Annotated in this window: 14 protein-coding genes; 6 read left to right on the forward strand and 8 right to left on the reverse strand. The window is 61.9% G+C overall.

Going from position 1 to position 16,192, the window contains the following annotated elements; genetic code table 11:
• Positions 1 to 3: 3 nt before the first annotated feature.
• From ACF6ZU_RS11570 to ppx, 4 genes are all read left to right on the forward strand, one after another.
• Positions 4 to 672, forward strand: a complete 669-nt coding sequence (locus tag ACF6ZU_RS11570; RefSeq protein ID WP_392892482.1) for an amino acid ABC transporter permease — start codon at positions 4 to 6, stop codon at positions 670 to 672.
• Positions 669 to 1,319: an amino acid ABC transporter permease gene (locus ACF6ZU_RS11575; RefSeq protein WP_392892484.1), complete on the forward strand. Its 651-nt coding sequence runs from the start codon at positions 669 to 671 to the stop codon at positions 1,317 to 1,319. Before ACF6ZU_RS11570 ends, ACF6ZU_RS11575 begins: the two co-directional genes overlap by 4 nt.
• The gene (locus tag ACF6ZU_RS11580) at positions 1,306 to 2,043 is read left to right on the forward strand and encodes an amino acid ABC transporter ATP-binding protein (protein WP_392892486.1); all 738 of its coding nucleotides are present in this window, start codon (positions 1,306 to 1,308) and stop codon (positions 2,041 to 2,043) included. Before ACF6ZU_RS11575 ends, ACF6ZU_RS11580 begins: the two co-directional genes overlap by 14 nt.
• A 226-nt stretch (positions 2,044 to 2,269) precedes the next feature.
• Positions 2,270 to 3,772 (forward strand): exopolyphosphatase, encoded by a 1,503-nt coding sequence (gene ppx, locus ACF6ZU_RS11585; protein WP_392892488.1) that lies wholly within the window; start codon positions 2,270 to 2,272, stop codon positions 3,770 to 3,772.
• Between the two features lie 178 nt (positions 3,773 to 3,950).
• Here the strand turns inward: ppx and ppk1 are convergent, their stop codons facing one another.
• Complete coding sequence (ppk1, locus tag ACF6ZU_RS11590) at positions 3,951 to 6,173, reverse strand: polyphosphate kinase 1 (protein WP_392892490.1); 2,223 nt, start codon at positions 6,171 to 6,173, stop codon at positions 3,951 to 3,953.
• A gap of 18 nt (positions 6,174 to 6,191) precedes the next feature.
• Entirely contained in the window at positions 6,192 to 7,205 is a 1,014-nt protein-coding gene (gene hemB / locus ACF6ZU_RS11595) for a porphobilinogen synthase (protein ID WP_392892492.1), read from the reverse strand.
• A 208-nt stretch (positions 7,206 to 7,413) separates the two neighbouring features.
• On the opposite strand from hemB, the gene ACF6ZU_RS11600 reads away from it, so the two are divergent.
• Positions 7,414 to 8,046 carry a DedA family protein gene (locus ACF6ZU_RS11600; RefSeq protein ID WP_392892493.1) on the forward strand — a complete coding sequence of 211 codons (633 nt, stop codon included), beginning with the start codon at positions 7,414 to 7,416 and terminating at the stop codon, positions 8,044 to 8,046.
• Here ACF6ZU_RS11600 and ACF6ZU_RS11605 read toward each other — a convergent pair.
• The gene (locus tag ACF6ZU_RS11605) at positions 8,027 to 9,262 is read right to left on the reverse strand and encodes a sterol desaturase family protein (RefSeq protein WP_392892495.1); all 1,236 of its coding nucleotides are present in this window, start codon (positions 9,260 to 9,262) and stop codon (positions 8,027 to 8,029) included. The genes ACF6ZU_RS11600 and ACF6ZU_RS11605 overlap by 20 nt on opposite strands.
• A gap of 115 nt (positions 9,263 to 9,377) precedes the next feature.
• On the opposite strand from ACF6ZU_RS11605, the gene elbB reads away from it, so the two are divergent.
• Positions 9,378 to 10,046, forward strand: a complete 669-nt coding sequence (elbB, locus tag ACF6ZU_RS11610) for an isoprenoid biosynthesis glyoxalase ElbB (RefSeq protein ID WP_392892496.1) — start codon at positions 9,378 to 9,380, stop codon at positions 10,044 to 10,046.
• A gap of 117 nt (positions 10,047 to 10,163) precedes the next feature.
• Here elbB and ACF6ZU_RS11615 read toward each other — a convergent pair whose 3' ends face one another.
• From ACF6ZU_RS11615 to ACF6ZU_RS11635, 5 genes are all read right to left on the reverse strand, one after another.
• The gene (locus ACF6ZU_RS11615; RefSeq protein WP_392892497.1) at positions 10,164 to 10,619 is read right to left on the reverse strand and encodes a YaiI/YqxD family protein; all 456 of its coding nucleotides are present in this window, start codon (positions 10,617 to 10,619) and stop codon (positions 10,164 to 10,166) included.
• 107 nt (positions 10,620 to 10,726) lie between these two features.
• On the reverse strand, positions 10,727 to 12,625 hold the full coding sequence (locus ACF6ZU_RS11620; RefSeq protein ID WP_392892498.1) for an FTR1 family protein: 1,899 nt from the start codon (positions 12,623 to 12,625) through the stop codon (positions 10,727 to 10,729).
• A gap of 196 nt (positions 12,626 to 12,821) precedes the next feature.
• Positions 12,822 to 13,454 (reverse strand): homoserine/homoserine lactone efflux protein, encoded by a 633-nt coding sequence (rhtB, locus tag ACF6ZU_RS11625; RefSeq protein WP_392892500.1) that lies wholly within the window; start codon positions 13,452 to 13,454, stop codon positions 12,822 to 12,824.
• A gap of 224 nt (positions 13,455 to 13,678) precedes the next feature.
• Positions 13,679 to 14,260, reverse strand: a complete 582-nt coding sequence (locus ACF6ZU_RS11630) for a mechanosensitive ion channel domain-containing protein (RefSeq protein WP_392892502.1) — start codon at positions 14,258 to 14,260, stop codon at positions 13,679 to 13,681.
• The gene (locus ACF6ZU_RS11635) at positions 14,260 to 16,170 is read right to left on the reverse strand and encodes an ATP-binding cassette domain-containing protein (protein ID WP_392892504.1); all 1,911 of its coding nucleotides are present in this window, start codon (positions 16,168 to 16,170) and stop codon (positions 14,260 to 14,262) included. Before ACF6ZU_RS11635 ends, ACF6ZU_RS11630 begins: the two co-directional genes overlap by 1 nt.
• Positions 16,171 to 16,192: the final 22 nt, after the last annotated feature.

Raw genomic sequence — 16,192 nt, forward strand, 5'->3', positions numbered from 1 at the left:
AATATGGCCTATCAGTTCGACTTTCTGCCGGTGGTGCAAAACACCGACCTGCTGTTGCGCGGTGCGCTGTTCACCCTGGAACTGACGGCCATCGGCGCGGTGCTCGGCGTCGGCCTGGGCATCGTCGGGGCGCTGGTGCGGGCGTGGAACATCCGTCCGTTCTCGGCGATCTTCGGCGTCTACGTCGAGTTGATCCGCAACACGCCGTTCCTGGTGCAGCTGTTTTTCATCTTCTTCGGCTTGCCCTCGCTGGGCCTGCAGATTTCCGAATGGCAGGCGGCGGTGCTGGCGATGGTGATCAATCTCGGCGCGTATTCCACCGAGATTATCCGCGCAGGCATTCAGGCGATTCCCCGTGGACAGCTGGAAGCCGCCGCTGCATTGGCGATGACCCGGTTCGAAGCCTTCCGCCATGTGATTCTGTTGCCAGCGCTGGGCAAGGTCTGGCCGGCGCTGAGCAGCCAGATCATCATCGTCATGCTCGGCTCGGCGGTCTGTTCGCAAATCGCCACCGAGGAGCTGAGCTTCGCCGCCAACTTCATTCAATCGCGCAACTTCCGCGCCTTTGAAACCTACGCCCTGACCACGCTGCTCTATCTGTGCATGGCGTTGTTGATCCGTCAGTTGCTGAACTGGATCGGTCGTCGATACATAGCCAGGAGCGGCCAATGAGCGATTTCACGTTCTGGGACATCGTGCGCAACCTGCTTACCGGCCTGCAATGGACGCTGGCGCTGTCGCTGGTGGCGTTCATCGGTGGCGGTTTGATCGGCTTGCTGATCATGGTCATGCGTATTTCGAAAAAAGCCTTTCCCCGCAGCTTCGCCCGCACCTACATCGAACTGTTCCAGGGCACGCCGCTGTTGATGCAGCTGTTCCTGGTGTTTTTCGGCGTGGCTCTGGCCGGCGTGGAAATCTCACCGTGGATGGCGGCGGCGATTGCCCTGACCCTGTTCACCAGCGCCTACCTGGCGGAGATCTGGCGCGGTTGCGTCGAATCGATCCCCAACGGCCAGTGGGAGGCTTCATCGAGCCTGGCGCTCAACCCGCTGGAACAACTGCGCTACGTGATCCTGCCACAAGCGCTGCGCATCGCCGTGGCGCCGACCGTGGGTTTCTCGGTGCAAGTGGTGAAAGGCACCGCCGTTACCTCGATCATCGGTTTTACCGAACTGACCAAGACCGGCGGCATGCTCGCCAACGCGACGTTCGAGCCGTTCATGGTTTACGGCCTCGTCGCCCTCGGTTACTTCCTGCTCTGCTACCCCTTGTCCCTCAGTGCGCGCTACCTGGAAAGGAGACTGCATGCCTCTGCTTAGAATTTCCGCCCTGCATAAATATTACGGCGATCACCATGTGCTCAAAGGTATCGACCTGAGCGTCGAGGAAGGCCAGGTGGTGGCGATCATTGGCCGCAGCGGCTCCGGCAAATCGACCTTGCTGCGCACGCTGAACGGTCTGGAATCGATCAACGACGGGGTAATCGAGGTCGATGGCGAGTACCTCGACGCCGCCCGCGCCGATTTGCGCAGCCTGCGACAGAAGGTCGGCATGGTGTTCCAGCAGTTCAACCTGTTTCCACACCTGACCGTGGGCGAGAACGTGATGCTCGCGCCACAGGTGGTTCAGAAAGTCCCCAAGGCCAGGGCCGTGGAACTGGCGCGGGAGATGCTGGAACGGGTCGGGTTGGGCGAAAAGTTCGATGCGTTCCCGGATCGGCTGTCCGGTGGCCAGCAACAACGCGTGGCGATTGCCCGGGCGTTGGCGATGTCGCCCAAGGTATTGCTGTGCGACGAAATCACCTCGGCGCTGGACCCGGAGTTGGTCAATGAAGTGCTGAGCGTGGTCCGGCAACTGGCCCGGGAAGGCATGACGCTGATCATGGTCACCCATGAAATGCGTTTTGCCCGGGAGGTTGGGGATAAGTTGGTGTTCATGCATCAGGGGCTGGTGCATGAGGTGGGGGATCCGAAGGTGCTGTTCGCGAATCCGCAGACGGCGGAGCTGGCGAATTTCATCGGGACCGTTGAAGCGACAGCCTGAAAAATCTTCGGCGGCTGCAAGGCAGCCATCGCGAGCAGGCTCGCGCCCACATTGGTCCGGTGTTCACAGATCAAATGTGGGAGCGAGCCTGCTCGCGATGAGGCCAGCCGCCGCACCGCAAATCCCTTCCGCGCCAAAAGATCGCAGGTTCCAATAACTCCTACGCGTTGGCGTCAGCGTTTGATCGTGGCACGATGTCGAGGTTATCGACCGAGACCCCCTGACCATGCCGCAATCCCAAGCCAAGAATCTGTCCCTGATCGCCGCAATCGACCTGGGCTCCAACAGCTTTCACATGGTCGTGGCCAAGGCCCAGAACGGCGAAATCCGTATTCTCGAACGTCTCGGGGAGAAGGTTCAGCTCGCCGCCGGCATCGACGACGAGCGTCGCCTCAGCGAAGAATCCATGCAGCGCGGGCTCGATTGCCTCAAGCGTTTTGCCCAACTGATCAACGGTATGCCGCCCGGCACCGTGCGGATCGTCGGCACCAACGCCCTGCGCGAAGCCCGCAACCGCGCCGAATTCATTCACCGCGCCGAAGAAATCCTCGGTCACCCGGTGGAAGTCATCTCCGGCCGTGAAGAAGCGCGCCTGATCTACCTTGGCGTCTCGCACACCCTCGCCGACACCCCGGGCAAGCGCCTGGTGGCCGACATTGGCGGCGGCAGTACCGAATTCATCATCGGCCAGCGCTTCGAACCGCTGCTGCGCGAAAGCCTGCAAATGGGTTGTGTGAGCTTCACCCAGCGCTATTTCAAGGACGGCAAGATCACCCCGGCCCGCTACGCCCAGGCGTACACGGCGGCGCGGCTGGAGATCATGAGCATCGAACACGCCCTGCACCGCCTGACCTGGGATGAAGCCATCGGCTCCTCGGGCACCATCCGTGCCATTGGCCTGGCACTGAAGGCCGGCGGTCACGGCACCGGCGAGGTCAACGCCGAAGGCCTGGCCTGGCTCAAGCGCAAGCTGATCAAACTCGGCGATGTCGAGAAAATCGACTTCGAAGGGATCAAGCCTGACCGCCGGGCGATTTTCCCCGCAGGCCTGGCGATTCTCGAAGCGATCTTCGACGCCCTCGAACTGCAACGCATGGACCACTGCGAAGGCGCCCTGCGTGAGGGCGTGCTTTACGACCTTCTTGGCCGTCATCATCACGAAGACGTCCGTGAACGCACCCTCAGCTCGCTGATGGAGCGTTATCACGTTGATCTGGAACAAGCGGCGCGCGTCGAGCGCAAAGCGCTGCACGCGTTCGACCAGGTGGCTGCGGATTGGGATCTGGACGAAGGCGTCTGGCGCGAACTGCTCGGCTGGGCCGCCAAGGTCCACGAAGTGGGCCTGGACATCGCTCACTATCAGTATCACAAGCACGGCTCGTACCTGATCGAGCACTCGGACCTTGCCGGGTTCTCCCGCGAAGACCAACTGATGCTCGCGCTACTGGTGCGTGGTCACCGCCGCAATATTCCCCGGGACCGGTTTGCCGATTTTGGCGACGAAGGCATCAAGCTGATTCGCCTGTGCGTGCTGCTGCGTTTTGCGATCCTGTTCCATCACATCCGCGGCACCCAGGAAATGCCTCAAGTCGTGCTGCACGCCAACGGCGACAGCCTGGATGTGTTGTTCCCGGCAAACTGGCTGGACGACAACCAGCTGACCCAGGCCGATTTCGCGCTGGAAGCGGAATGGCTGACGCGGGTGGGATTCACCCTCAACGTCCGATAACCCACCGACAAACAACCGCCGAACACCACCCCTGTAGGAGCCGGCTTGCCGGCGATGGCGATTTCGAGGACGCCATCGTCGGAACGCCGCCCGCAGCAAGCTGGCTCCTACAAGGGGGGGGTGGTGGAAACAAAAATGGCGATCCGCAGGGATCGCCATTTTTTATGCCGTGTGAAGCTTAACGCACCGCCAGGATCGGGCTGCCCAAACGCTCCAGCAATGTCGCCTGCGCACTGCGCGGGTTCTGGTTGCCGGTCGGCGTGTTGCGCACGTAACGGCCATCCGCCTGCAGGCTCCAGCTGTGGGTGTTGTCGGTCAGGTAAAGCTCCAGCTCTTTCTTGACCCGCATGATCAGCTTCTTGCCTTCCACCGGGAAGCAAGTCTCGACGCGCTTGTCGAGGTTGCGCTCCATCCAGTCGGCACTGGACAGGAACATCTGCTCTTCACCGCCATTGAGGAAGTAGAAGACCCGGGTGTGCTCCAGGAAACGACCGATGATCGAGCGCACGTGGATGTTGTGCGAAACCCCGGCGATGCCCGGACGCAGGCAGCACATGCCGCGCACCACCAGATCGATGCGCACACCGGACTGGCTGGCCTTGTACAGCGCGCGGATGATCTTCGGATCGGTCAGCGAGTTGAACTTGGCGATGATGTGCGCCGGTTTGCCGTCGAGGGCGAACTGGGTCTCGCGGGCAATCATGTCGAGCATGCCCTTCTTCAGGGTGAACGGCGCATGCAACAGCTTCTTCATGCGCAGCGTTTTACCCATGCCGATCAACTGGCTGAACAGCTTGCCGACGTCTTCGCACAAGGCGTCGTCGGAGGTCAGCAGGCTGTAGTCGGTGTACAGGCGGGCGTTGGCCGCGTGGTAGTTGCCCGTGCCCAAATGCGCGTAACGCACGATCTCGCCGGCTTCGCGACGCAGGATCAGCATCATCTTGGCGTGGGTCTTGAAGCCGACCACGCCGTAGATCACTACCGCACCCGCCGCTTGCAGGCGGCTGGCCAGTTGCAGGTTGGACTCTTCGTCGAACCGCGCACGCAATTCGATCACCGCCGTGACTTCCTTGCCGTTCCGCGCGGCATCCACCAGCGCATCGACGATTTCCGAGTTGGCGCCGGAGCGGTACAGCGTCTGACGCACCGCCAACACGTGTGGATCCTTCGCCGCCTGGCGCAGCAGATCGACCACCGGGGTGAACGACTCGAACGGGTGCAGCAGCAGAATGTCCTGCTTGCTGATCACGCTGAAAATGTTTTCGCTGTTCTGCAGCAGTTTCGGGATCTGCGGCGTGAACGGCAGGTATTGCAGGTCGCGCTGACTGTCCAGGCCCGTGATGCTGAACAGACGCGTCAGGTTGACCGGGCCGTTGACCTGGTACAACTCGGTCTCTTGCAGGTTGAACTGCTTGAGCAGGTAGTCGGACAGGTGTTTCGGGCAGGTGTCGGCCACTTCCAGACGCACCGCGTCCCCGTAGCGACGGGAGAACAGTTCGCCACGCAGGGCGCGGGCCAGGTCTTCCACGTCTTCGGTGTCGACCGCGAGGTCGGCGTTCCGGGTCAGGCGGAACTGGTAGCAGCCCTTGACCTTCATGCCCTGGAACAGGTCATCGGCGTGCGCGTGGATCATCGACGACAGGAACACATAGTTGTCGCCAGGGCCGCCGACTTCTTCCGGCACCTTGATCACTCGCGGCAGCAGACGCGGGGCCGGGATGATCGCCAGGCCGGAATCGCGACCGAAGGCGTCGATGCCTTCGAGCTCGACGATGAAGTTCAGGCTCTTGTTCACCAGCAACGGGAACGGGTGCGTCGGGTCGAGGCCGATCGGGGTGATGATCGGCGCAATTTCGTCGCGGAAATAGCGGCGGACCCAGGTCTTGAGCTTGGTGGTCCAGTAACGGCGACGGATGAAGCGGACCTGATGCTTCTCCAGTTCCGGCAACAGAATGTCGTTGAGGATGGCGTACTGGCGGTCGACGTAACCATGCACCAGCTCGCTGATCCGGGCCAGCGCCTGGTGCGGTTGCAGACCGTCGGCACCGGCCTGTTCACGGGCGAAGGTGATCTGCTTCTTGAGGCCGGCGACGCGAATCTCGAAGAACTCGTCCAGGTTGCTGGAGAAAATCAGCAGGAACTTCAGCCGCTCCAGCAACGGATAGGACTCGTCCAGCGCCTGTTCCAGCACGCGGATGTTGAACTGCAGTTGCGAAAGCTCGCGATGGATGTACAGGCTGCTGTCATCCAGGCCCGGAACGACAATCGCTGGCGCCGCCGGCGCGGCTTCGGCGACTACCGCGGGCGGGGCAGGCTCCAGCTCCGGCGGGGTTTCGGCGATTGGCTCCACCACAGGTTGAGCCTCTTGTACGGCAACTTCAGTGAGTCCTTCGGTATTCATGGAATGTTCCTGGGAGGGCTATTGTTGCTCTCGTAACAATTGAGCAGCACGAACGGCAAAGTAAGTGAGGATGCCATCAGCGCCTGCACGTTTAAAAGCGGTCAGGGATTCAAGGATAACCCCTTCGCTCAACCAGCCATTCTGGATCGCCGCCATGTGCATGGCGTATTCACCGCTGACCTGATAAACAAAAGTCGGCACTTTGAATTCTTCTTTGACCCGGTAAAGGATGTCCAGGTACGGCATGCCAGGCTTGACCATGACCATGTCCGCACCTTCCGCCAGGTCCGCCGCCACTTCGTGCAGGGCTTCGTTGCTGTTGGCCGGGTCCATCTGATAGGAAGCCTTGTTGGCCTTGCCCAGGTTCAGCGCCGAACCCACCGCATCGCGGAACGGGCCGTAATAGGCGCTGGCGTACTTCGCCGAGTAGGCCATGATCCGCACGTTGACGTGATCGGCCAGTTCGAGGGCTTCGCGAATCGCCTGGATGCGACCGTCCATCATGTCCGACGGGGCCACGACCTGCGCGCCGGCTTCGGCGTGGGACAGGGCCTGCTTGACCAGTGCGTCGACAGTGATGTCGTTCTGCACATAGCCTTCTTCGTCAAGGATGCCGTCCTGGCCGTGGGTGGTGAACGGGTCCAGCGCAACGTCGGTGATCACCCCCAGCTCCGGGAATTGCGCACGCAATGCGCGGGTGGCGCGCTGGGCAATGCCGTTCGGGTTCCAGGCTTCGGCCGCGTCCAGCGACTTGAGCTCGGCGGGCGTGACCGGGAACAGCGCCACGGCCGGAATCCCCAGCTCGACCCACTTGGCCGCTTCTTCCAGCAACAGGTCGATGGTCAGGCGTTCAACCCCCGGCATCGACGCCACCGCTTCACGACGGTTTTCACCGTCCAGCACAAACACCGGCAGGATCAGGTCATCGACGGTCAGGACGTTTTCACGGACCAGTCGACGCGAGAAATCATCACGGCGGTTGCGACGCAGGCGGGTGGCTGGAAACAAGCGATTGGCGGGGGTAAAACTCACGGCAGACTCCTGAGCCCGCGCTGGCAGGCGAGCGTGACAGTTATAAGCAACCATTATGACGGTGGTATTACAGTTATGTGCACCCCTGTGACAGGTAGCCGCATTCCATTGTCGTTGTAGGAAATGTTCACGTCGAGACACATTTGGACACTTTCATGAATGTGCACGAAGGGTTAGGCTGCGCGTTCATTTCGCCAGCACCCAGACAATGCTCCAACAATTTCTGCATGACTTCGGCTACTTTGCCCTTTTTCTCGGCACGTTCTTCGAAGGCGAAACCATCCTGGTGCTCGCAGGCTTCCTCGCGTTCCGTGGATACATGGACATCAACCTGGTGGTGGTCGTGGCGTTCTTCGGCAGTTATGCCGGTGACCAGCTGTGGTACTTCCTGGGACGCAAGCACGGCCGCAAGCTGCTGGCGCGCAAGCCACGCTGGCAGATGATGGGCGACCGGGCGCTGGAACACATTCGCAAGCACCCGGACATCTGGGTGCTGAGCTTCCGCTTTGTCTACGGCTTGCGCACGGTGATGCCGGTGGCGATCGGCCTGTCAGGCTACCCGCCAGGCCGCTACTTGCTGCTCAACGGGATTGGTGCGGCGATCTGGGCGACCGCCCTCGCCGCCGCGGCTTACCACTTCGGCGCGGTGCTCGAAGGCATGCTCGGCAGCGTGAAGAAATACGAGCTGTGGGTGCTCGGCGCCCTGCTGGTGCTGGGCGTCGGCCTGTGGCTGCGTCGGCGGTTCAAGAATGCGCGGCTGGCGAAGCAGGTCTATGCCGACGAGCAGGCCCTGAAAGCCGAACAGGCCAAGGCCGCCGAGGTCAAGACGCCAAGCGAGTGAAGCGGTTTCTGCAACAGTAGAGACCGATCCCGCTGAGCAGGCTGTAACTCAGCAGGCCGACCCAGCCCACCGCGCTGGCCGGCCACAGCCCGAGCAGCGGCGCCAGCCACACCAACGGCAGATTCGAGGCCAGCCGCAGCAACTCCAGCTTCAACGCCCACGGGCGATTCTCCAGGGCCACGCCCAACGTAAACAATCCCAGCGCCACCGCACTCCACCCGAGCACCAACGCGGCGGTCGGCAGATGCGGCTCGAAGTTCATCAGATAGCTGCCCAGCGCGATGTAGACGCAGAACTGCAGCAGGACGTAAATCTGCTGACGCCCGTCCAGCGGCACTTCGAATTTGCGGAACTGGCTCAGGTCCGGCTTGCCCATCGGGTACTTCGCCGCCACATCCGCCGGCCGCCAACCGGTGCGCATGAACCAGATCCGCAGCTTGTCCCAGGTGCTTTCAGCCCGCCGCGCGTCCTCCCACAGCTGCGCGTAAAACTGCACGTTCGCCCACAACGGGTTCCAGCTCGCCAGCGGCGTGGTCACACCGAAAATCACCGGTTCATTGTCGTCCTCTTCCTGGAACGAGCCGAATAGACGGTCCCAAATAATGAACACCCCGCCGTAGTTGCGATCCATGTAGAGAGCGTTCTGTGCATGGTGGGCCCGATGATTGGATGGCGTGACGAAGAACCACTCGAACCATCCCAGCTTGGGAATGTGCCGCGTGTGCACCCAGAACTGATACAGCAGGTTAAGCGCCGCAACGCTGACGAACACCAGCAGCGGCACGCCGAGCACCGCCATCGGCAGGTAGAAAATCCAGCTCAGGAGGAAACCGGTACTGGTCTGGCGCAGCGCCGTGGAGAGGTTGTAGTCCTCGCTCTGGTGATGCACCGAGTGCGCCGCCCAGAGGATGTTGCGCTCGTGGCCCATGCGATGCAGCCAGTAGTAGCAGAAGTCGTAGAGGACGAAGGCAAACACCCAGACCCAAACGCTGTCGGCGGAGAGTTCGAACAACGCCAGATGCTTGAGCGCAAAGGCATAGGTCACCAGCCCCACGCCCTTGGTCAACAGGCCCGTGGTGGTCGACAGCACACCGGTGCTGATGCTGTTGATCGCGTCGGCCACCCGATAGTTGCTGACCCCGCGCCAACGGTCCGCCAGCAGTTCGACGGCAATCAACACAAAGAAGAACGGCACCGCATACAGAATGAAGTCCATGACGCGCCCTGATCGGAATCTTGAGGACAGATGCTAGGTGTAGCCGCGAATTGAACCTATGGCAACGAGTGACAAATTAGTGGACATTTAACGCCATGAATCTGGAGAAAAGCCCATGAGCAAAAAAATTGCAGTGATCCTTTCCGGCTGTGGCGTCTACGACGGCGCCGAGATCCACGAAAGCGTGATCACCCTGCTGCGACTGGACCAGCGTGGCGCTCAGGTGCAGTGCTTCGCACCGAACGTCGCGCAATTGCATGTGATCAACCACCTGACCAGCGAAGAGATGCCAGAGTCGCGCAACGTGCTGGTGGAGTCGGCGCGGATTGCCCGGGGCAACATCAAGGACATTCGCGAAGCGGACGTCGATGACTTCGATGCGCTGATCGTTCCCGGCGGTTTCGGCGCAGCGAAGAACCTGTCGAACTTCGCCATCGAAGGCGCTGGCTGCACCGTGCAACCGGATGTCCTGGCCTTGACCGAAGCGTTCGCCGAAGCGGGCAAACCGGTCGGGCTGATCTGCATTTCACCGGCGCTGGCTGCGAAGATCTACGGCCCGGGCGTGATCTGCACCATCGGCAACGACGCCGACACCGCCGCCGCGATGAACAAGATGGGCGCGACCCACGCCGACTGCGCGGTGACCGACATCGTCGAAGACAAGGCGCGCAAACTGGTGAGCACCCCGGCGTACATGCTGGCCCAGAGCATCAGCGAAGCGGCGGCGGGGATCAACAAACTGGTCGACCGCGTGCTCGAACTGACCCACGAAAACGACGCCTGACACCGTCCAATTGTAGGAGTGAGCCCGCTCGCGATTGCGGTGTAACCATCAATGCAAATGTTGAATGTGCTGGCCCTATCGCGAGCAGGCTCGCTCCTACAGGGTTCAGCGTGAAGTTCAGGATTTGCGTGTAAGCCGCGTGAGTATCCGGTCCAGCGCGTTGGCAAACGCCTGCTTCTCGCGTTCGCCAAACGGCGCCGGTCCGCCGCTCATCTGTCCCTGCTCACGCAGATCGGTGAACAGATTACGCACCGCCAGCCGATCGCCCATGTTCTGCGCATCGAACTCCTTGCCTCGCGGGTCCAGCGCTGCCACGCCCTTCTTCACCAGCCGGTCGGCCAGCGGCACGTCGCTGCAGATCACCAGCTCGCCCGGCACTGCGTGCTCCACCAGGTAGTCATCCGCGGCATCCGGCCCACTCGGCACCACGATCAGCTTCACCAGCGCCAGCGCGGGTTTGATCTGTGGCTGCCCCGCCACCAGCACCACTTCGAACTGACGCTTGAGGGCGAACTTCACCACCAGGTCCTTCGCGGCCCGGGGGCAGGCGTCGGCATCGATCCACACACGCATTACGTTTTACCTCTCCAAAAAAAATCGCGAGCAGGCTCGCTCCCACAGGTTATACGCAATCTCTGTGGGAGCGAGCCTGCTTGCGATAGTGAGCGCAGCGAATGCTTTTAAGAAACCTGCACCCGCCGCTTCTCAGCCAATCGGCTGCGACCATACAGCACGATGATCGCAAGGATCGCCACCGCCTGGGCACTCAGCGAATACGCATCCGCATGAATGCCCAGCCAGTCGAAGTCAAAGAACGGCACCGGCCGCGTGCCGAAGATCCCGGCTTCCTGCAATGCCTTGACGCCATGCCCGGCAAACACCACCGACAGCGCGCACAACAACCCGGCGTTGATGCTGAAGAACAGCGACAGCGGCAGTTTCGCCGAGCCGCGCAGGATCACCCACGCCAGACCGACCAGCAACACCAGCGCCGTCGCCCCGCCCGCCAACACCGCGTTATGCCCCGCAGGCCCGGCCTGCAACCAGAGGGTCTCGTAGAACAGAATCACTTCGAACAGTTCGCGATACACCGAGAAAAACGCCAGCGTCGCAAACCCGAAACGCCCACCACCGCCCACCAGGCTGCTCTTGATGTAATCCTGCCAGGCCGCCGCGTGGCGACGATCGTGCATCCACACGCCGAGCCACAGCACCATGACCGCGGCAAACAACGCCGTCGCACCTTCCAGCAGCTCACGCTGGGAACCGCTGACATCGATCACATACGCCGCCAGCGCCCAGGTCGCCAGACCGGCCAGCAGCGCCAGCCCCCAACCGACGTTGACGCTGCGCACTGCCGATTGCTGCCCGGTGTTGCGCAGGAACGCGAGGATCGCCGCCAGCACCAGAATCGCTTCCAGGCCTTCGCGCAACAGGATCAACAGGCCAGAGATGTAGCTCAGTGACCAGCTCAGTCCATCGCTGCCAAGCAGGCCGGCCGACTCCTTCAACTTGCCTTTGGCGGCGTCCAGACGCTGCTGGACCTCGGCCACCGGCAAACCGTCCTGCAACGACTGACGGTAAGCCATCAGGGACTTTTCAGTGTCCTTGCGCACGTTGGCGTCGACGTTGTCCAGAGAGCTTTCGACCAGTTCGAAGCCTTCCAGGTACGCCGCCACCGACAGGTCATAGGCCTGATCGTGCTCGCCGGCGCGGTAGGCCGCGACGCTCTTGTCCAGGGTTGCCGCGGTGTAGTCGAGCAGTTGCGCCGGGCCTCGCTTGACCTGCGGCGGTTGCGCGCGCTGGGCACGGAAGGTCGCTGCGGCTTGCGGGCCTTCGGCGGCCTGCACTTCGGCCGGCGTCTGACGGGCCAGGTCGGCGATGTTGTAGGTTTTCTCGGCTTTGGCCGCCGCCGGATCGGCGCTGAAGCTGGCGATGTAAGTGGCCAGGTCCCAGCGCTGACGGTCATCCAGCTGGTCGGCGAAAGCCGGCATGTCGGTGCCTTCGACACCCAGGCCCAGAGTGCTGTAGAGCGCGTACAGGCTCAGATGATCAAGGCGAGCCGTATCTCGCAGGTTGGACGGCGGCGGTGTCAGACCGACACCCGCCGGACCATCACCGGCGCCGGCATCGCCATGGCAGACCGAGCAATGCTGGGCATACAGCGGCGCACCACGCGTCGGGTCCGGCGTAATGATCGGCGCCTGGCTGACTTCATACGCCACGGCCAGCTTCGCGCCCAATTGCCGGGCCTGACGGGCGACTTCAGCGCTGTCCTGATGCGCGGCGACGGCACTGCGCAACGTACTGACGCCCTGCTCCAGAGCGGCCTTTTCCGGTTTGTCCGGCATGCCGGCGATCAAGCCTTGCAGCGCTTTGATCGAATCCAGCTGCTGACGGTATTCGGACTCATTGATGACGTTGCCCGCTTGCACCGTTTCCGCGTATTCCGCGCCAATGTAATCGAGCAAATGCAGCGCTTGCGGTGCGCCTTCGACGGTGTCGGCCAGCAGATTGGAACTGCACAAGGCAAACAGCGGCAACACCAGCCAGGCCAGGAAACGGGACGGGGCAGTCATGAATGAATCTCAATTGGAAATACGAAGTAACACATTGTTCACTTCGAATGAGTTTCGCTCAAGCTTTGTTGTGTGACGCCGCTGATTTCCGTGCTCTTCGTAGGAGCCGCCCGCAGCAAGCCGACGCCTACAGTTCGATGGCGCGGAACGAAAAAAGGCGACCTGTAAAAGGTCGCCTTTTTTATGCCTGATCGTTTTAGACCGCGGCTTTACGCAACGTCGCCATAAACGCTGCCGCGCCAATGAACAGGCCAGCAAAAGTCCGGTTCATGCGTTTTTGCTGCTTCGGCGTGCGCAGCAGGCGCAACACCTTGGACGCCAGCCCGGTGTAACCCGCCATGACGATCAGGTCAACGCAGACCATGGTCACGCCGATGATCAGGTATTGGGCCAGCAATGGCGCATGGGGGTCGATGAACTGCGGCAGCACCGCGAGCATGAACACCAGGGCCTTGGGGTTACTGATGTTGACCAGAAAACCGCGGAACACCAGAGCCATCGGCTTGCCGATCTGACGCACAGCCGCGTCGTCACTCATGTCGCTGGGCAGCGCGCGCCATTGCTTGATCGCGAGATAAACCAGATAGGCCACGCCGAACCATTTGATCGCGTAAAAAGCGCTGGCCGACGCCGTGAGGATCGCGCCGACACCGGCGCCGACAATCGCGATCTGCACCGCCAGGCCCAATTGCAGGCCCAGGGCGTTCCAGTAGCCGCGCCAGAAACCGTATTGCAGACCGCTGGACATCGACGCAATGGCGCCGGCACCGGGAGACAGGCTGATCACCCAGCAGGCGGCAAAGAACGCCAGCCATGTTTGAAGCTCCATTGCACACCTCGACTCAGACTCGTAAACAGACGTCTAAGCTAATGCGGCTTTGGGCGGATGACTACCGATTTTTTTGCGGGATGTTACAACTTGAAGTCCCCATCGCGAGCAGGCTCGCTCCCACAGTTTGATCTTCAGCGAACACAAAATATGTGAGCGCCATAGATCCACTGTGGGAGCGAGACCGGCTTGCCGGCGATAGCGGTGTGTCAGCAGCAGAAGACTTACTTTTCGAACCCGCTCGAAGGGAACATATCCGTACCGCGCCAGCGCCGAACCGAGCGCTGGAAGAACAGGCTGTTGGGTACTTGCACCATCGCACTGCCGGTTCCGAGCTCTTCCGCTTCGATCAGCGTGGTGTAAAGCAGATTGATCGCAACTACCCGGCCTTTGACGCCGGGCTTGTCGGTGGTGTCCACCAACTCGACCACGTCGCCGATACGAAACGGGCCGACGGTGAAGATCAGGATCGCGCAGAGCAGATTGGAGAGCACGCTCCACATGGCGAAAAAGGCCACCGCAGCCACGGCGACAAAACCGGATAACGCCGTCCAGAGAACCGTGGCGGACACCCCGAGGCGTTCCAGCACGAAAATCAGGGCGCTGCCCATGATCAGCCAGCGTAAACCGCCCCGCAGCGGCATCAGCAACTGCGGTGGAAACGGGTAGCGCTCGCCCAGTCGAGTCAGGCCTTTGGCGACGAAGCGTTGCGCAAAATAGCCAGCCAACAGGATCAGCAGAATTTGCAAGACGAGCCAGACCGGTTCGATCCAGACCGCCGGCAGCGGCAGCTTGAACGCTTCCATCAGGACAGCGCCTCCAGCTCCGCCTGCATGCTCTCCAGCAACTCCAGGGCTTCCATCCAGGCTTCTTCCAGTTCGGCTTCACGCACCTTCAGCTTGGCTTGCTCAGCCAGCAGATCACGCAGGTCATTCTTGCGCGCCGGCTCGTAAATATCGCTGTCGCCGAGGCTGGCGTCGATCTTCGCCAGCTTCTCGTGCAGCTTGCCGAGCTCGGCTTCAAGCTTGTCGGCCTCGCGCTTGTGCGGTGCCAGTTGCTGGCGCAACGCGGCGGCGGCCTGGCGCTGGGCCTTCTTGTCCGTCTTGTCCGGGTTGACCGGCGTGTTGCTGACCGGTGCGTTGCGCTGGCGGTAGTCGACCAGCCAACGGGCGTAGTCTTCCAGGTCGCCGTCGAACTCCTCGACCTTGCCGTCTGCAACCAGATAGAAATTGTCAGTGGTGCTTTTGAGCAAATGACGATCGTGGGAGACCACCAGTACCGCACCACTGAATTCCTGCAGGGCCATGGTCAGTGCCAGACGCATTTCCAGGTCCAGGTGGTTGGTCGGTTCGTCGAGCAACAACAGATTCGGCCGCTCCCAGGCGATCAACGCCAGGGCTAGACGAGCCTTTTCGCCACCGGAGAAGTTCAGCACCGGCTCGTCGATACGCGCGCCACGGAAGTCAAAGCCACCGAGGAAGTCGCGCAAGGTCTGCTCGCGCTCGGTCGGCGCCAGGCGCTGCAAGTGCAGCAACGGGCTGGCCTTCGAGTCGAGGGAATCGAGCTGATGCTGGGCGAAGTAACCGACGACGGTATTCTCGCCACGGGTCAGCCGACCGGCCAACGGCGAGAGCTCACCGGCGAGGTTTTTGATCAGGGTCGATTTACCAGCACCGTTGGGGCCGAGCAAACCGATGCGCGCGCCGGGGGTCAGTTGCAGCTTGACCTTCTCCAGCACGGCTTTGTCGCCGTAGCCCAGACGCGCGTCGGACAGATCGATCAGCGGGCTGGAAATCTTCGTCGACTCGCGGAAGACGAAATCGAACGGCGAATCGACGTGAGCGGCGGACAGTTCTTCCATCCGCTCCAGCGCCTTGATCCGGCTCTGGGCCTGGCGGGCCTTGGTGGCCTGGGCCTTGAAGCGGGCGATGTAACTTTCCATGTGCGCACGCTGCGCCTGCTGCTTCTCGTAGGCTTGTTGTTGCTGGGCCAGACGTTCGGCACGGGCACGCTCGAAAGCGCTGTAGCCACCGCGATAGAGGGTGATCTTGCGTTGGTCGACGTGGGCGACGTGATCGACCACGGCATCGAGAAAATCCCGGTCGTGGGAAATCAGCAGCAAGGTGCCGGGATAGCTTTTCAGCCACTCTTCGAGCCAGATGATGGCGTCGAGGTCCAAGTGGTTGGTCGGTTCGTCGAGCAGCAACAGGTCCGAGGGGCACATCAACGCCTGCGCCAGGTTCAGGCGCATCCGCCAGCCACCGGAGAAGTCGCCGACCTGGCGATCCATCTGCTCGTTGGTGAACCCGAGGCCGGCCAGCAGCTTGCGGGCGCGGGCATCGGCGGTGTAACCGTCGGCGCTGTCGAGTTCCGAGTGCAGACGGGCCTGAGCGGCACCGTCATGCGCCGCTTCGGCGGCGGCGAGGTCACGCTGTACCTCGCGCAGACGCAGGTCGCCATCGAGCACATAGTCGACCGCCAGGCGTTCGAGCGTCTCGATTTCCTGGCGCATGTGGGCGATGCGCCAGTCGGCCGGCAGGAAGCAGTCACCCGAGTCCGGGTGCAGCTCGCCCCGGATCAAGGCGAACAGGCTCGATTTGCCGGCGCCGTTGGCACCGATGAGGCCGGCTTTGTGGCCGGCGTGCAGGGTCAGCTCGGCGTCTTCTAGCAGACGTTGCGGGCCACGCTGTAAAGTCAGGTTCTGAAGTCGAATCATAATGGCGGCGGAGTCTACCAGC

It is taken from the genome of Pseudomonas migulae (assembly GCF_043225285.1).
Lineage (GTDB): Bacteria > Pseudomonadota > Gammaproteobacteria > Pseudomonadales > Pseudomonadaceae > Aquipseudomonas > Aquipseudomonas migulae_C.

Bases quoted from the DNA above. Each gene is read 5' to 3' on its own strand.
- ACF6ZU_RS11570 (WP_392892482.1), top strand. From the start codon at position 4: ATGGCCTATCAGTTCGACTTTCTGCCGGTGGTGCAAAACACCGACCTG.
- ACF6ZU_RS11600 (WP_392892493.1), top strand. From the start codon at position 7,414: ATGCTCCAACAATTTCTGCATGACTTCGGCTACTTTGCCCTTTTTCTC.
- ACF6ZU_RS11580 (WP_392892486.1), top strand. From the start codon at position 1,306: ATGCCTCTGCTTAGAATTTCCGCCCTGCATAAATATTACGGCGATCAC.
- ACF6ZU_RS11620 (WP_392892498.1), bottom strand. From the start codon at position 12,625: ATGACTGCCCCGTCCCGTTTCCTGGCCTGGCTGGTGTTGCCGCTGTTT.
- elbB (WP_392892496.1), top strand. From the start codon at position 9,378: ATGAGCAAAAAAATTGCAGTGATCCTTTCCGGCTGTGGCGTCTACGAC.
- ACF6ZU_RS11605 (WP_392892495.1), bottom strand. From the start codon at position 9,262: ATGGACTTCATTCTGTATGCGGTGCCGTTCTTCTTTGTGTTGATTGCC.
- ACF6ZU_RS11630 (WP_392892502.1), bottom strand. From the start codon at position 14,260: ATGGAAGCGTTCAAGCTGCCGCTGCCGGCGGTCTGGATCGAACCGGTC.
- ppk1 (WP_392892490.1), bottom strand. From the start codon at position 6,173: ATGAATACCGAAGGACTCACTGAAGTTGCCGTACAAGAGGCTCAACCT.
- ACF6ZU_RS11575 (WP_392892484.1), top strand. From the start codon at position 669: ATGAGCGATTTCACGTTCTGGGACATCGTGCGCAACCTGCTTACCGGC.
- ACF6ZU_RS11635 (WP_392892504.1), bottom strand. From the start codon at position 16,170: ATGATTCGACTTCAGAACCTGACTTTACAGCGTGGCCCGCAACGTCTG.
- ACF6ZU_RS11615 (WP_392892497.1), bottom strand. From the start codon at position 10,619: ATGCGTGTGTGGATCGATGCCGACGCCTGCCCCCGGGCCGCGAAGGAC.
- ppx (WP_392892488.1), top strand. From the start codon at position 2,270: ATGCCGCAATCCCAAGCCAAGAATCTGTCCCTGATCGCCGCAATCGAC.
- rhtB (WP_392892500.1), bottom strand. From the start codon at position 13,454: ATGGAGCTTCAAACATGGCTGGCGTTCTTTGCCGCCTGCTGGGTGATC.